This is a genomic window from Nakamurella sp., assembly GCF_044224575.1.
GTDB lineage: Bacteria > Actinomycetota > Actinomycetes > Mycobacteriales > Nakamurellaceae > Nakamurella.
The window spans coordinates 20,490-35,651 of sequence record NZ_JBGAKE010000028.1; the positions used below are offsets into that span (position 1 = coordinate 20,490).

At 73.4% G+C, this 15,162-nt stretch carries 14 protein-coding genes; 4 read left to right on the top strand and 10 right to left on the bottom strand.

Annotated features, from left to right (window positions below; translation table 11 throughout):
* The first annotated feature begins 5 nt into the window (after positions 1-5).
* Positions 6-2,078 (top strand): sensor histidine kinase, encoded by a 2,073-nt coding sequence (locus ACILSK_RS22535; RefSeq protein WP_395729433.1) that lies wholly within the window; start codon positions 6-8, stop codon positions 2,076-2,078.
* Positions 2,075-2,740, top strand: coding sequence for a response regulator (locus ACILSK_RS22540; RefSeq protein ID WP_395729434.1), 666 nt, complete (start codon positions 2,075-2,077; stop codon positions 2,738-2,740). The genes ACILSK_RS22535 and ACILSK_RS22540 overlap by 4 nt, the downstream gene beginning before the upstream one ends.
* 4 nt (positions 2,741-2,744) lie before the next feature.
* On the opposite strand, the gene ACILSK_RS22545 is transcribed toward ACILSK_RS22540, so the two are convergent.
* The 4 genes from ACILSK_RS22545 to ACILSK_RS22560 are packed head-to-tail and all read right to left on the bottom strand — an operon-like array spanning position 2,745 to position 6,217.
* Entirely contained in the window at positions 2,745-3,644 is a 900-nt protein-coding gene (locus tag ACILSK_RS22545) for an ABC transporter permease subunit (RefSeq protein WP_395729435.1), read from the bottom strand.
* Positions 3,641-4,633: an ABC transporter ATP-binding protein gene (locus ACILSK_RS22550; protein WP_395729436.1), complete on the bottom strand. Its 993-nt coding sequence runs from the start codon at positions 4,631-4,633 to the stop codon at positions 3,641-3,643. Before ACILSK_RS22550 ends, ACILSK_RS22545 begins: the two co-directional genes overlap by 4 nt.
* The gene (locus tag ACILSK_RS22555) at positions 4,630-5,715 is read right to left on the bottom strand and encodes a hypothetical protein (protein ID WP_395729437.1); all 1,086 of its coding nucleotides are present in this window, start codon (positions 5,713-5,715) and stop codon (positions 4,630-4,632) included. The genes ACILSK_RS22550 and ACILSK_RS22555 overlap by 4 nt, the downstream gene beginning before the upstream one ends.
* On the bottom strand, positions 5,696-6,217 hold the full coding sequence (locus ACILSK_RS22560) for a sigma-70 family RNA polymerase sigma factor (protein ID WP_395729438.1): 522 nt from the start codon (positions 6,215-6,217) through the stop codon (positions 5,696-5,698). Before ACILSK_RS22560 ends, ACILSK_RS22555 begins: the two co-directional genes overlap by 20 nt.
* Before the next feature lie 252 nt (positions 6,218-6,469).
* On the opposite strand from ACILSK_RS22560, the gene ACILSK_RS22565 reads away from it, so the two are divergent.
* Positions 6,470-7,288: a DUF2127 domain-containing protein gene (locus ACILSK_RS22565; protein WP_395729439.1), complete on the top strand. Its 819-nt coding sequence runs from the start codon at positions 6,470-6,472 to the stop codon at positions 7,286-7,288.
* Positions 7,289-7,297: 9 nt separating this feature from the next.
* Here the strand turns inward: ACILSK_RS22565 and pdxS are convergent, their stop codons facing one another.
* From pdxS to pgsA, 6 genes are all read right to left on the bottom strand, one after another.
* A complete protein-coding gene (gene pdxS / locus ACILSK_RS22570) occupies positions 7,298-8,221 on the bottom strand; it encodes a pyridoxal 5'-phosphate synthase lyase subunit PdxS (protein WP_395729440.1) in 924 nt (307 codons plus the stop codon).
* Positions 8,222-8,278: 57 nt separating this feature from the next.
* Positions 8,279-9,346 (bottom strand): DUF3048 domain-containing protein, encoded by a 1,068-nt coding sequence (locus ACILSK_RS22575; protein ID WP_395729441.1) that lies wholly within the window; start codon positions 9,344-9,346, stop codon positions 8,279-8,281.
* Between the two features lie 125 nt (positions 9,347-9,471).
* Positions 9,472-10,506 (bottom strand): NUDIX domain-containing protein, encoded by a 1,035-nt coding sequence (locus ACILSK_RS22580; protein ID WP_395729442.1) that lies wholly within the window; start codon positions 10,504-10,506, stop codon positions 9,472-9,474.
* Between the two features lie 252 nt (positions 10,507-10,758).
* Positions 10,759-11,895, bottom strand: coding sequence for a glycosyltransferase family 4 protein (locus ACILSK_RS22585; protein ID WP_395729443.1), 1,137 nt, complete (start codon positions 11,893-11,895; stop codon positions 10,759-10,761).
* Positions 11,892-12,887, bottom strand: coding sequence for a phosphatidylinositol mannoside acyltransferase (locus ACILSK_RS22590; RefSeq protein ID WP_395729444.1), 996 nt, complete (start codon positions 12,885-12,887; stop codon positions 11,892-11,894). The genes ACILSK_RS22585 and ACILSK_RS22590 overlap by 4 nt, the downstream gene beginning before the upstream one ends.
* A gap of 106 nt (positions 12,888-12,993) precedes the next feature.
* Positions 12,994-13,638, bottom strand: a complete 645-nt coding sequence (gene pgsA / locus ACILSK_RS22595; protein WP_395729445.1) for a phosphatidylinositol phosphate synthase — start codon at positions 13,636-13,638, stop codon at positions 12,994-12,996.
* Positions 13,639-13,808: 170 nt separating this feature from the next.
* Here pgsA and ACILSK_RS22600 point away from each other — a divergent pair, with 170 nt between their 5' ends.
* Positions 13,809-14,888, top strand: a complete 1,080-nt coding sequence (locus ACILSK_RS22600) for a serine/threonine-protein kinase (RefSeq protein ID WP_395729446.1) — start codon at positions 13,809-13,811, stop codon at positions 14,886-14,888.
* Positions 14,889-15,162: the final 274 nt, after the last annotated feature.

Sequence of the window (15,162 nt, forward strand, 5' to 3'; positions counted from 1 at the left end):
ACGCGATGACGACAGGCTCGGACCGGCCGCGCACCCGCGCGTACTCCGTTCCCGGGCTGGTCGCGACCGCCGGCTGCGCGGTGGTCGTCCTGGCCTGCGCCGTGGTCGACCTGACCACCCCATCCACCGCGCGGGACGTCACCGGCACCGATCCCGGTGTGCTGGGTGCCCTGATCGGCCTGCTGGTCACCGGGTTCGGCGCGGTCATCCTCGGGTACGACCGGCGGAACCGCATCGGCGTCGTCCTGGTCGCGTTCGGCACGCTGTGGGCCGTGGACGGGTTCGCCGAGTCCTGGACGGCCTACTCGCAGTCGTCCGGGGCGCCGGGCACGACCGCGGCGTTCTGGTTCTACGAGCGGGTCGGCGCGTTCCTGCTGCTCGGCCTGCCGCTGCTGCTCACCCTGTACCCGGACGGCCGGTTCATGCCGGGCGGGTGGGGGGTGGCCGGGCGGGTCGGGGTCGGGTTGGCCACCTTGCTGCCGGTCGCGCTCATCCTGGCCCCGACGTCGGCGGTCTACGAGGGTGCCGTCCCGCCGTGGATCGATGCCGACGTCCCGGCACTGCCGCTGCCGGGTGGGGCGTGGGTGGTCCTGCTGACCGTCGCCCGGACCCTGACCTTCGGCGCCCTGCTCCTGCCGATCGCGGTCGTCTTCGCCCGGCACGCCCGAGCCACCGGGCTGGACCGCACCCGGCTGCGCTGGCTGCTCTGGGCCGCGCTGATCTGCCTGCTGGTCGTGGTGGTCGGGTTGCTCGTGCCGGGCAGCACGATGGCCTATCTCGCGCTGGTCACCGCGGTGACCGTCACCTCCGCGTCGGTGACGATCGGCATCGTCCGGCCGACCCTGATCGACATCGACGCACTGGTCGCCGGCACCCTGGTGTCGGCCGCGGTCGGCTCGATCGTCATCACGTTGGACCTGACGATCATCGCGGCCGGCAACCAGGTGCTCGGCGACCAGGTGGACGAGCGCAGCGTCACCGTCGTGGTGGTGATCGTGGCCGTGGCGCTCTACGGGCCGCTGCGGCACTGGCTGGGGCACGTGGTGCGGCGGCTGCTCGTCGGGCGCCGGGCCGACCGCTACACGGTGGTGTCCACCCTGGCCCGGCGATTGGAGTCGTCCGGCCGGGTCGACGAGCAGCTGCCGGCGCTGGCCGCCGCGGTCGCCGAGGCCTTCAAGGTGCCGTACGTGGGCGTCGAGATCGTGCAGCCGAGCGGCGGCACGCTGCTCGCCGAGCACGGCACCCGGCCCGCCGACGAACCCGACCTCGCCGAGCTGCCGATCACCTACCACGACGCGCGGATCGGCCGGCTGCTGCTGCCGGCCCGCGGTTTTCGCGCGCTGATGTCACGCCGGGACCAGGCCCTGCTGCTGGACGTCGTGCGGCAGGCGGCCATCGCCGTGCGCACCGCCACCCTGGCTCGCGAGCTCCAGCTCGCCCGGGAGCGGCTCGTGCTGGCCCGGGAGGAGGACCGCCGGCGGATCCGTCGTGACCTGCACGACGGGCTGGGGCCGGCGTTGGGCGGGGTGGCGCTGCGGCTGGACGCCGCCGGCAACGCGATCGACACCGACCCGGAGCGCACCCGGCAGCTCGTCCGGCAGTCCCGGCAGGACGTCACCGACGCGCTGGCCGATGTGCGGCGCCTGGTGCACGGCCTGCGCCCGCCGGCCCTGGACGACTTCGGCCTGGTCGCCGCCCTGGAGAACCAGGTCGAGGCCGCGGCTTCGGTACTGGACGCGGAACTGGACGTCGACCTGGCCGCCGGCGAACTCGGTGCGCTGCCCGCCGCGGTCGAGGTGGCCGCCTACCGGATCGTCTCGGAGGCGCTGACCAACGTGGTCCGGCATGCGGCCGCACAGTCCTGCCGGATCACCCTGGCCGTGACGGCCGGTGAACTGGGCATCCGGATCGCCGACGACGGCCGCGGCATCGACCCCGACGCGGTCGCCGGGATCGGTCTGCGCTCGCTGCGGGAACGGGCCGAGGAGCTTGGTGGCCGCTGCGAGGTGCGCTGCCCGGAGGCGGGTGGCACGGTCGTGCAGGCCTGGATACCGATCGCCGAGGAGCTCTCACCATGACGCCACCGATCCGGGTGCTGATCGTCGACGACCATCCGGTGTTCCGGGACGGGTTGGCTGCACTGCTCGATCCGCTGGACGACATCACCGTCACCGGGCGGGCCGCCGACGGCCGGGCGGCGGTCGACATGGTGACCGGCGCAGACCCGGCCGACCGGCCGGAAGTGGTGATCATGGACATCCAGATGCCGGTGATGAACGGCATCGAGGCGACCCGCCGGATCGTCGAGGCCGCCCCCGAGGTCGGGGTGCTCGTGGTGACCATGGGCGAGGACGACTCGACGGTGTTCAGCGCGGTCCGCGCCGGCGCCCGCGGCTACCTGGTCAAGGGGGCGTCGCAGGACGAGGTGGTGCGGGCGATCGGCACCGTGCACGCCGGTGGGGTGGTGTTCGGCGCGTCGCTGGCGCAGCGGGTGGCCCGGGCGTTCGAGGCCCCGGCGACCGCCCGAACCGCCGCGTTCCCGCAGCTCACCGACCGGGAGCGGGAGATCCTGGACCTGATCGCGGCCGGCCGGTCGAACGCCCAGATCGCCGCCGAGCTGTACCTGTCCGGCAAGACCGTGCGCAACAACGTGTCCACGATCCTGAGCAAACTGCAGGCCGGGGACCGGGCGAACATGATCATCCGCGCCCGGGACGCCGGGTTCGGCCGGTCCGGCTGAGCCCCTACAGGTCCCGGCGACGGAAGGACAGCGCCGCCAGGCCCAGGACGAGCAGCACCCAGACGATCACCCACAACAGGTAGGCCGGGGCGAGCGGCGCCGGGCTCAGGAACGGGAAGCCCGCCATCTGCCGGCTGAACTGTTGCACCACGCCCGGGTCCTGGAAGGCGTGCATGGCGCCGCGCCAGAGCCCGTCGGTCGGCAGCAGCACCTGCGAGACGGTGCCCACCCGGGCCACGCCCTCGTTGCCCAGCGCCGCGCCGACCCCGCCGACGACGCCGGCGATCCACGCGGCACCGAACAGCCCGACCGCGACGATGCCCGAGGCCATCGGCGAGATGAGGGTGGACAGCAACAGTCCCAGGGTCAGCAGGACCGTGGTCTGGGCGGCCAGCAGGGCCAGTCCGAGCACCGGCTCCGGCGGCCAGTAGCCGACGGTCACCTGCACGATGACGAACTGGGCGAGCCCGGCAACGACGATGAACCCGGAACCGAAGACGACCAGTCCCAGCCACTTGCCCAGCAACACCGCGAACCGGTGCACCGGCCGGGCCAGCACCGCCAGGGCCATCCCCGACTCGATCTCCCCGGCCAGCGTCGGACCGGCCAGGAACGCGGTGCCGAGGGCGGCGATCATGCTCAACCCGAACATCACCAGGTTCAGCAGCTGGGAGGCCACCAGCCGAGCCTCCCCGCTGGTCAGCTGTCCGAAATCGGCCTGGAAGCCACCCAGCTTGGCGAACCCCCACGCGCTCAGGCCCAGCAGCACCAGCGTCAGCACCGCCAATGCCCGCAGCACCTTCCGGCGGGCCGCCTCCCGCAGGGTCAGCCCGCACACCGTCAGCACGACCCGCCCCGTCGACGCGATCGGGCCGCCGGTCCGCTCGGCCATCAGGTCGGTCATCGCCCCGCGCCCCCGTCCGCGCCGGCGCCCGGGCCCCGCAGGATCCCGAGCAGCCGTTCCTCCAGGCTGATCCGGCCGGGCTCGACCGCGTGCACCCGCACTCCCAGCCGCACCAGGTCCGTCACCAGATCCGGCACCGGGTCCGGCCGATCGTCGACCAGCAGGACGGTGAACGCGTCACCGTCGCGCGTGATCTGCCCCAGATCGGCCAACCGGGTCAGCGCCGCCGTGCCCACGCCGGTCAGGCGCAGCCGCACCTCCTGCTGGCCGAGCAGCTCGGTGAGGCTGCCGGCGGCCGCGACCCGGCCCCGGTCGAGGATGACGACCCGGTCGCAGACCCGCTCGACCTCGCCGATCAGATGCGAGTTCAGCAGGACGGCGACGCCGCGCTGCTTGACGGTCAGCAGCAGGTCCCGGACGTCGGCGCGGCCGATCGGGTCCAGGGCGCTCGTCGGCTCGTCGAGGATCACCAGCTCCGGCCGGGCGACGAGGGCGACCGCGAGCCCGAGCCGCTGTTGCATGCCCTTGGAGAATCCGCCCACCCGGTCGCCGGCCCGGTCGGCCAGCCCGACGATCGCCAGGCACTCGCGCCGTTCCTTCTCCGGGATCCCCGCTCCGGCCAGCCGGACGTGCAGCGCCAGCACCTCGGACGGCGTCAGCCACGGTTGGTACCGGAACAGTTCGGGCAGGTAGCCGACGCGGGCCCGCGCGCGCGGGTCGGTGCCGGGCCGGCCGAGCAGCAGGACCTCGCCGGCGTCCGGCCGCACCAGCCCCAGCAGCATCTTGATGACGCTGGTCTTTCCGGCCCCGTTCGGACCCAGCAAGCCGACCACTTCGCCGCGCCCCACGGTGAACGACACCCCGTCCACCGCCGTCCGCCGGCCGTACCGTTTGCGCAGGTCGGAGCACCACACCGCGGGCGAGGCCGGCAAGTCCGCAAGCAGCCGGGCGGCCTCGTCGAGGCCGGCACCGGCACCGGCCGCGGTCACCGCAGCTCCCGGGCCACGGTGAGCACCTCGTCGGCGCTGAGCGATCCACCCACCGCCGTGACGACCCCGTCCTGCACCCAGACCACGGCGGTCACCGCGCCGTCCCGGGACGTCAGCAGCTGAGCCGGCGTGCCGTTCACCTCGGCGGGCGCGCTGCTGGCCAGGTCCGCCGGCAACGGCAACGGCAACGTGGTGCCGTCCCCGGTGAAGGCGCCGAGCTGCGCCACCAGGTCCGCCGGCAGACCCGGCAGCGACAGCACGTAGTCGCGGGCCGTGACGAAGTCGATGCCCGAGGAGTACGCCGTGGGCGCGACCGCCCGGCCCACCGCGAGGGCGGGCAGACCGCTGTCCGCGGCCCACATTTGCAGCACGCCGGGACCGGCGACCAGCCTGAACCGGCTGCCGTCCAGGCCGAGTGGCGGTGCCGGCAGCGCCGCCGGCGCGACCGCCTGCGCCGCTGTGGCGGCGGAGAAGGTGAACTGCACGACGGCCTGCCCGCCCGCCAGGATCTCCGGATCGCCGGACACCCCGCCCGGCAGCTCGGCAACCTGCGGGACGGTCAGCCCGGTCGCCGCGGCCGCCGCCGCCGAGTCGGCGACCGGATGCACGCCCGGTTCGTCGACGACCGTCACATCGCCGTACGCCGACAGGTCCGGAAGGGCGACCAGGTCGTCGGCGGTGATCGTCACCGGCGCGATCTGCTCGGTGCGGAAGATCGGCAGCCAGTCCGCGGCGGCGGCAATGCCGGCGCCGGTCATCAGCAGCACGACGCCCGCGATGGCGACCACCGGAGTGCGCAGCCGGGCACTCCACCGGGGCCGCACCACCGCCGGCGGTGCCGCTGGCCGGGCCCGCTCGGTCGTCAGGCCGGCCGAGAGCCGGCGCCATCCCTCGTCGACGTCGGGGATACCGGCCGTCGACGGGGTCATCGCCACGGCGGCGACGGCCGCGTCGGAGCGCGCCTGCGCCAGCTCCGCCAGGCAGATCGGGCAGCCGGCGACGTGCGCGCGGTCGGCGTCGGACACAGCGACCGGCTCGTCGAGCAGCCGACGCAGTGTGCCGTCAGTCGGATGACGCTTCACGGTTCAACTCCTTGCGCAGGGCGGCTTCGGCGCGCCGGACGGTGGTGCCGACGCTGCCGGTGGACAGCTCGATGGCGGCGGCGACCTCGGCGTAACTCAGGCCGCTGTGCCGCAGGACCAGGGCAACGGCCTGCTTGCGGGGCAGCCGGCCAAGCGCCTCGCGGACCCGTCGCCGCTCCTCGTTGACGACGACCGTGTCGGCGGTGTCCGGGACGTGGGCGCCGGGATGCGCCGACACCTCGCGGGCGGCCCGCCGGCGGCCGGACCGGAGATGGTTGAGCGCGGTGTGCGCGGCGGCGACGGACAGCCAGCCCATCGCCTCCCGGGCGGGCACGGACGAACGCCCGAAGCTCAGGAACACCTCCTGGGCGACGTCCTGCGCCTCGTCCGGCGACCCGAGCACCCGCGCGGCCACCGCGACGACCCGCGGATAGGCGGCCCGGAAGACCTGTTCCAGGTCCGGGCGCACCGCCTCGGTCGGTGGCGCAGCGACCACGGCCACCGCCCTTCCCGTTCGACCCCGTTCGACAGTCCGGTCGGCCCGCAGGGCCGCCATCGACCCGGTCCCGCCGCTCCCGATGACCTCCACACTCCATCAAGCACCGCCGCGTGGCCGAATGTGACACCCACCGGGACCCGCCCCGTCCCGACCACACGGCCCTGACGCCGCGAGTGTGCAGAAGGTGCCCCTTGGACCGGGTTGAAGGGGCACCTTCTGCACACTCGGCGCTGAGGGGTATGTCAGGCTCGCGCCGTGGACTGGAGCCTGCGTACCTGCGGCCGGCGCGGGCACGAGACGTTCGCCCCGGACGAGCCGGACCTGCGGGACCGGCTGACCGCCCCGACGCCGGCCGGCACCGCCTGGCGGTGCCTGCGCTGCGGGGACTTCGTCGTCGGACCGCCCCGCCGCTCCGGTCCGGCCGATCAGGCGCCCGAGGTACCCCGCGGCCGGCTGCTGCGCGACCGGGTGATCATGCGCCTGCTGGCGGCCGAGCGGGTCGGCCGGGCAGTGCTGATCGCGCTGGTCGGGGCGCTGGCGCTGCATCTGCGGGACTCCCGGGCGCAGCTGCAACAGTCCTTCGACAACGAACTGGCCCTGTTGCGCCCGGTGGCCGAGCAGATCGGCTGGGACATCCAGGGCTCGGAGCTGGCCCGGGGCGTGAATCGCGTGCTGGATCTGTCCAGCACGGCCATCAACTGGGTCGCGGTCGGCCTGTTCGTCTACGCCGGGATGCTGCTGGTCGAGTCGTACGGGCTGTGGTTCGTCCGGCGCTGGGGCGAGTACTTCTCGGTCGTGGTGACCAGCGTGTTCCTGCCGCTGGAGATCTGGGAGCTGACCGAGAAGTTCACCTGGTTCAAGGTGGCGCTGACCGCGATCAACGTCGCGGCGGTGATCTGGCTGGTCTGGTCCAAGCGGCTGTTCGGGGTGCGCGGCGGCGGGGACGCCTACCGGGCCGAACACAGCGAGGAGAGCCTGCTCACCGTCGAGCGGGCCGCGCTGACGGAGAACCGCGCCCGGACACCCGCAACCGACGTGCCGGCGAGGGACGCGCCGCCGGCCGCGGGCTCGTGACGGTCGGAACTACCAACCCCGCTCGGCCAGGCGGTGCGGCTGCGGGATGTCGTCGACGTTGATGCCGACCATCGCCTCGCCCAGGCCACGGGACACCTTGGCGATGACGTCCGGGTCGTCGTAGAAGGTGGTGGCCTTGACGATGGCCTCGGCCCGCGCGGCCGGGTTGCCGGACTTGAAGATGCCGGACCCGACGAACACGCCCTCGGCGCCCAGTTGCATCATCATCGCCGCGTCCGCCGGGGTGGCGATCCCGCCCGCGGTGAACATCACCACCGGCAGCTTGCCCGCAGCCGCGACCTCGGCGACCAGCTCGTACGGCGCCTGAAGCTCCTTGGCCTCGGTGTACAGCTCGTCCGGCGACATCGAGGTCAGCCGGCGGATCTGCGCGCCGATCGTGCGCATGTGCGTCACCGCGTTGGACACGTCACCGGTGCCCGCCTCGCCCTTGGAGCGGATCATCGCCGCGCCCTCGGTGATCCGCCGCAGCGCCTCCCCGAGATTCGTCGCGCCGCAGACGAACGGCACGGTGAACGCCCACTTATCGATGTGGTGCTTGTAGTCGGCCGGGGTGAGCACCTCGGACTCGTCGATGTAGTCGACACCCAGCGACTGCAGCACCTGGGCCTCGACGAAGTGCCCGATCCGGGCCTTGGCCATCACCGGAATCGACACGGCGGCGATGATGCCGTCGATCATGTCCGGGTCGCTCATCCGGGAGACGCCGCCCTGGGCGCGGATGTCCGCGGGCACCCGTTCCAGCGCCATCACGGCGACCGCGCCGGCGTCCTCGGCGATCCGGGCCTGCTCGGCGGTGACGACGTCCATGATGACGCCGCCCTTGAGCATCTCGGCCATGCCCCGCTTGACCCGGGCGGTGCCGGTGGCGGTCAACGAATCGGGGACGTCGGGGAAATCAGCTGGCGTGGCCACGGTGGAACTCCTACTGAAGGGGACGGACGGGCCGATCCTACTCAGCGCGAGAGGCCGTCAGGACGAACTGACCGACGCGGACGACGGCACGAGCGCCACCCAAGTCTTGCCCGGCTTGAACGGAACCGGCTGCCCGGCCCCGTCCAGGAACTGGAAGATCTGGTCCGGCGCCGGACGGCTCCACGTCCCGGCCAGCACCTTGCCGTCCCGATACAGCTCGAACGATCCCGAACCCACGGTGTGCGAGATGAAGGACGGCGAGCCGACCGAGTCGCGCTCGCCGTCGGGTTCGAAGTCGACGTGCTGGATGAGCACGTTGTCGGCGACGACGGAGGTGCCCGCGGCGTCCGACAACGGGTCGCCCTGCCGGTAGACCTGGTAGTTCGACCCGGTCCACGTCCAGCCCATGCGGGCCGCCTCGTAGCTGACGGTCACTGCGTCGGCGCCCGGGGCCGCGTCGACCCGGGGGTCCGTCGCGGCGAACGCCATCCCGATGTTGCGGGCCGGCGACAGCCCGGCGGTGGCGGCCTGCACCTCGGTCAGGTCGGAATGCAGGTTGTACGGGGCGGTCCCGCTGCCCCGCCAGAACCCGGCCGCACCTTGCTCCTCGGCGACCTGGACGACCGGGGTGGCCGCGATCGCGGCCAGCGGGACGCCGCCGCCACCGGAGAACACCAGCGCCGGCACGCCGAAGGCCGGCAGCAGCTCGGCGTCGGTGGTGCGCACGCTGCGGACCGGGCCGACGTCGGTGGCCAGGGTGGTGTGGAACACCGGCATCAGCCGGGTCAGCCCGCCCTCGACCTGCTCGACGTAGGTGATGTCGGCGTCGGCGATGCCGTGCTGCGGCAACCCCGCGCTGGTGTTGTCGATCTTGACCGCGATCACCGGTCCGTCGTTGACCGGCCCGCCGGTCAACGCGTCGACCGGCGGCGGGGCCGGTGGCGGGGTGGGTTCCGGGGTGGGTGTGGGGGTCGGTGTCGGGGTGGGCGTCGGCGTCGGTGACGCCGAACTGGTGGTCGCTGACGAACTGGGCGGGGTGAGCGACCCCGTCGAGCACCCGGAGAGGGCGACGATGCCGGTCAGCAACACCGACACCATGACGGTGATCCGCGTCGATCGGCCCACAGTTCCTCCCGGTTCGCCCGGCTTCGGCGCCGTCGGCTCAGTCACGGTAGGACTCGGAGCGCCCGTTCGGCGGGCGGACCCGCCGACGCAGCGAAATTCGCTCGGGGTGCCGGTCGAGCCGCGAATCAGTCGATGTCGGGCACGGCCTCCGGCGCCGCCCCGGTCCGCAAGGCCACCAGAGCCTCCGGCAATCGGGTGGCCAGCTCGCGGGGGTGCACGTCCTCATCGGTGGACCGCAGCGCGTCCGACTCCCACCAGCGGTGCCCGGTCAGGGTCAGTCGCTCGTCCCGTGTGTGACCCGTCGTGTCCAGCTCGTCGTCCGGGCCGGCGGACGGCATCTCCGCGACCGGCGACGCCGGGGGCAGTGCGGCGGCGAAATAGAACTCGGTCTGCTCGTAATCGACGCCGGTGAAATGGAACTTCGCGACCCTGCGCCACAGCGGACCGACCAGCTGATCGGACCGCAACCGCAGCCCGGTCTCCTCGGCGAGTTCGCGGATCGCCGTCTCGGCGAGCGGCTCCCCCGCCTCGGCGCCGCCACCGGGGGTGATCCACCACCGCGAGCCGACCTGCGGGTCGGTGCCCGACAGCAGCAGCACCCGCTGCCGGTCGTCGAGCAGCAGGACCCGGGCGGCGGTGCGGCGCACCGGTTCGGCGGGGCCCCCGGGTTCGGCCTTGGCGGCGGATTCGGCGATCTCGAAGTACTCCGGCAGCGCCGCGCGGCCGGCGAGACCGAACACCCGGGTGAACCAGACCGCGCGCAGCGCCCGGGTGTCCCGGACGGCGTCGTTGTAGAAGCGTCGGGCGAGCAGCACCCGTTCGGCGGCGTCGTCGAGCTCGGCTGCCAGGTGCTCCTCGGCCGGCGGCGGCAGCAGGGTGAGCACCCTGGACAGGTCGTTCTCGGCGTCGGCCCGGTGGGCCCGTTCGGACCGGTCGGCCGCGTCGGCGACCCGACGCAGCTCGGCCGCCTGCGCCGGTGGCAGGCCGCCGGCCGCGGCGACCGCACGGGCGGCCACTACCCGCCGGGACAGCGCCCCCTCGAGTGCACCCCAGGCGGCCTCCGTGCGCACATGCAGCCGGTCCAGCCGGTTCGCGGTGATCCACAACCGGAGGGCGGCGATCAGTAGCAGGAGGACGAGGATCACGACCGTGGCGGTCATCGCAGCCCTCCCTTCGTCATCGGATTTGCGGGAACAAGCGTCCCACGGCCGGGCCGGTCGGCCGACCGGTCGGATCGCTCAACCCCACCCTCGCGGGTCAAAGCCCCAGTCAACCAGACGAATCGGGCAGGAAACGGAGCTCTGATCAGCGCACCAGGCCGGGTAGAGCGGGGCCGAGCTGGGCGGGCGGGGCCGTACCGGGCAGTGCCGGGCGGGTTTGGGCAGCGCCGGGTCACCACCGAGCCGGGCAGCTCAGTCGGCTTCGACCACGGCCCGCGGATCGGCGGCCATGACGGTCTCGTAGACCTTCACCACGGTGGCCGCCACCACCGGCCAGTCGTAGGACGTGACCACCCGCCGGCCCTGGGCGGCCAGCACCGCGCGCCGGCCCGGATCGTCGAGGACCCGGCCCAGCGCGTCGGCGAGCGCGGGGGCATCGCCGACCCGCGCGAGCACCCCCGCGATCCCGCCGTCCAACACCCGCCGGAAGGCGTCCAGATCGCTGGCCACCACCGGCGTCCCGGCGCTCATCGCCTCGGTGAGGATGATGCCGAAGCTCTCCCCGCCGGTGTTCGGCGCGCAGTAGATGTCCACCGACCGCAGCATCGCAGCCTTGTCCTCGTCACTCACCCGACCGAGCAACCGCAGGGTGCTCGCGAGCTCCGGTCCGGCGTCCTCCCGGAGATCCTTCTCATCGCCGCCGCCGGCGACCAGCAACTGCAGGTCGGGCCGGGTCGGCACGAGCAGCCGCAGCGCGTCCAACAGCACCGACATCCCCTTGCGCGGCTCGTCGTAGCGGCCGATGAAGCCGATGGTGCCGCCCGCCCGCGGGTATCCCGGCAGCGGCGCGGCCCGGGCGAAGAACTGCACGTCGACGCCGTTGGGAATGATCACCGCGTCCCCGCCGAGGTGCTCGACCTGAACCTGCCGGGCCAGCTCGCTGACCGCGATCCGGCCGGTGATCTTCTCCAGGAACGGCTGCAACATCCCCTGGAACGCGAGCAGCATCCGCGACCGCGGGTTGGCCGTGTGGAAGGTCGCCACGATCGGCCCGTCCGCGACCATCAGCGCCAGCATGGACAGGCTCGGCGCGACCGGCTCGTGGACGTGCAGCACGTCGAACCGGCCGGCCCGGATCCAGCGCCGCACCCGGGTGTAGGACACCGGACCGAACGAGAGCCGGGCGACCGACCCGTTGTACTTGATCGGCATGCTCCGCCCGGCCGGCACCAGGAACTCGGGCAGCTCCGTCGGGGTGTCGTCCTCACCCGGCGCCAGCACGCTGACCTGGTGCCCCAGCCCGATCAGGGTCCGGGCCAGGTCGGCGACGTGCGCCTGCACCCCGCCGGGGATGTCGAAGGAGTACGGGCAGACCAGGCCGACCCTCATCGGGCGGCCCGCACCGCGGCCGGCCCGCCGGGATCCGCCGCGGACCCGGCCCGCACCGGGAGCCGGACCGGGGCCGCCCCCGGATGCCCGGGCGGGAAGTCGGCCGGCCAGAACGGCTGCAGCATGTGCCAGTCCGCGGGATGCGCGGCGATCCCCCGCTCGAAGGTGTCGGCAATCTGCTGGGCGCCCGAGCGAACCTGCTCGGCGAGCCGGACACCGGCCAGGGAGAGCGGCGGGTGGATGTGCTGCACCCAGCCGCCGGCGCGGAAGCTCAGGTCGGTCGGGCACAGGTACGAATCGGTGAGCGCGGCCAGCATCGCCGGACCGGCCGGGAAGCGGGCGGGCTCGCCGAAGAAGGACACCGGAATGCCGTTGGCCGACAGGTCCCGGTCGCCGACGAGGGCGATGATGCCGCCCGCCGTGAGCCGTTCCCGCAGGATCTGGGCGGGCGGGACGCCCCCGGTCAGCGGCAGGATCTCCATGCCGAGCGACTCGCGGTAGGCCACGAATTTGTCGTACAGCGTCTCGGGTTTGAGCCGTTCCACGACGGTGGTCAGCGGGCCGAAGTTCCGGGTCACCCACAACGCGGCGATGTCCCAGTTGCCGGCGTGCGGGACGGTCAGGACGATGCCTCGACCCTCCCGCTGGGCCCGGGCGATGTGCTCACCACCGAAGGTGGTGGCGGCCACCGACGCGGCGACCGCATCCAGATCCATCGCCGGCAGGCGGAAGGTCTCCCGCCAGTAGCGGGCGTACGACCGCATCCCGTCCCGGACGGTCGGGGCCAGGGTCTCGGGAGTCGCCCGCGGGCCGAGCACCCGGCGCAGATTGCGGGCCAGCTGGACGACGGCCGGGCCTCGACGCCGGTAGGCGACGTCCGCGGCGATGCGGAACGCCCGGTCCGCCGCCCACTCGGGCATCCCCCGGACCACCGACCAGCCGGCGGCGAAGCCGAGATCGGTGAGCCGATCCACGGCGCCCGCGCTACTCACCGCAAGCCTCGCTCACCGCGGGCCCCCGTTCCGGACCGCCTCGCCGGCTCGCCGCTCCGGACCCGGCGGCCCCACTGGCGCCGATGGTTCGCTCGGCACGCCTCGCTCACAGCGCCGGCCGGCCGGTGTTGCGCCGGCCGGGGTCGGCGGCCGCCTTGACCGCGGCCCGCCGGACCTGCACGAGTCGCTGCACCACGGTGACCAGGCCGGCCGCCGCGAGCAGCCACAGCGCGACGTCGAGGGCGTACGGCACCCCCAGCCCGGCCAGCCCGGCACCGACCAGGCCGAGCACGTTGCGCTCCGCCCGTTCGGCCAGGGCCCCGCCGATCGCCAGCTCGACGCTGTCCGCCCGCGCCTTCACGTAGGAGATGACCTGGCCGCTGACCAGGCAGATCAACGCGGCGATGCCGAGCACGCGCTGGTCGGTGGTGAATGCGTAGTAGGTCAGGGCACCGAACAACGCGCCGTCGGCGATCCGGTCGCAGGAGGCGTCCAGCACGACGCCGAAGTCGGTGCCGTAGCCGCGGGCCCGGGCCATCGCCCCGTCGACCAGATCGCACAGGACGAAGAAGGTGACCACCATGGTGCCGGCGAACAGGTGGCCGGTGGCCAGCAGGGCGATCGAACCCGCCACCACGCCGATCGTGCCGACAATCGTGACGACGTCCGGGGTGAGTCCGGCCTTGAGCAGTCCGCGCCCGATCGGGTCCATCACCTTGGACACCGAGGACCGGGCCAGGGAGTTCAGCATGAAGGTCCGTTTCGGGCTGTGGGGGCTGTGGGGGCTGTGGGCTCAATCGAGTCGTGTCCGATTCGAAAGGGCGGGCGGGAACCCACGATAGCCGGACGGAGCTCTGAGTCGGGCCAACCACCCGGGCGGTCGGTCCACCCGGCACGACGTCCAGGCGGGAGAATGACGTGGTGGCCGTTCCCATGTTTCCGGACTCTCCGGATCCGGCCGCGCCGCCCGCCGATCGGCCGCTGATCGCGGGCCGCTACCTGCTGGACACGAAGATCGGGCATGGCGCGACCGGCAGCATCTGGGCCGCGACCGACCAGCTGTTGCGCCGCCGGGTCGCGCTCAAGCGGATTGACATCCCGCTCGCCATGGACCCGGCCGAGGCCGACGAGCTGCGCGAACGGACCCTGCGCGAGGCACGCGCGGTGGCTGCCCTGTCCAACCCGCACATCGTCACCGTGTACGACATCCTGGCCGGCCCGGACGCCGACCCGGTGATCGTCATGGAGTTGTTGGAGGGACGCTCGCTGGCCCGGACACTCACCGCGATCGGCCGGATGCCGCCGGAGCAGGCGGCGACGATCGGGGTGGCGGTGGCGTCCGCGCTGACGGCGGCGCACGGCCGGGGCATCGTGCACCGCGACGTCAAGCCGGCGAACATCCTGATCGGTCGGGACGGCATGGTGAAGTTGACCGACTTCGGCACCGCCCGCGGCCGGCTGGACGCCACGCTGACCGGGATCGGGCTGGTGGTCGGGTCGCCGGCGTACATCGCGCCGGAGTTGATCACCGGGTCGCCGGCCGGTCCGGCCGCGGACGCCTGGAGCCTGGGTTGCACCCTGTTCGCCTGCGTGGAGGGCCGCCCGCCGTTCCACGCCCAGACGCCGCTGGAGACCGTGACGGCCGCGGTGAACGATCCGGTTCCGCCCCATCCGCACGCCGGTGAACTGGCCATCGCCATCGCCGCCCTGCTGGAGAAGTCGCCCGGGGAGCGGGCGCCGGTCGAGGCGATCCTGCCGGTGCTGCGCGAGATCGCCGCCGACCCGTCCGGCATTCGGGTGGACCTGTCCGGCTCCGAGGTGGCCGAGCCCGCGCCGGTCGGGACCGACGACCCGGATCCGACCGTGACCACCCCGAGCGCGGTCACCCAGACGATGCGGTCGCCGGTCGCGGCGTGGCGCAGGCGACTACGGCTGCGCCGCGGGCATACCGCTAACCCGGCCACCGACACCGGACCGGCCATCGGCGAGTTCACCGACTGACGGCTCAGGCGGGCCGGTCGAGTTCCACGGCGGTTCGCCGAGCAGCTCGACCACCTGCCGGGCCCACCTCGCAGGGGTTGCCGGGCCGCCACCATCGCCTGCAATTCCGCATGGTGACCGCCGTGCCCAACGCCGAGGTGCATCGGCGCGCGGGGGCATGCCCTCCCACACTTCCGGGCCTGGCAATCCAGCCGCACCTGGACACCTCGCCAGGCATCCTCATTCTGCTCCGGAAACCACCGTCGGAATCGGCTCCCGCCCCGAGGGAGCGGGG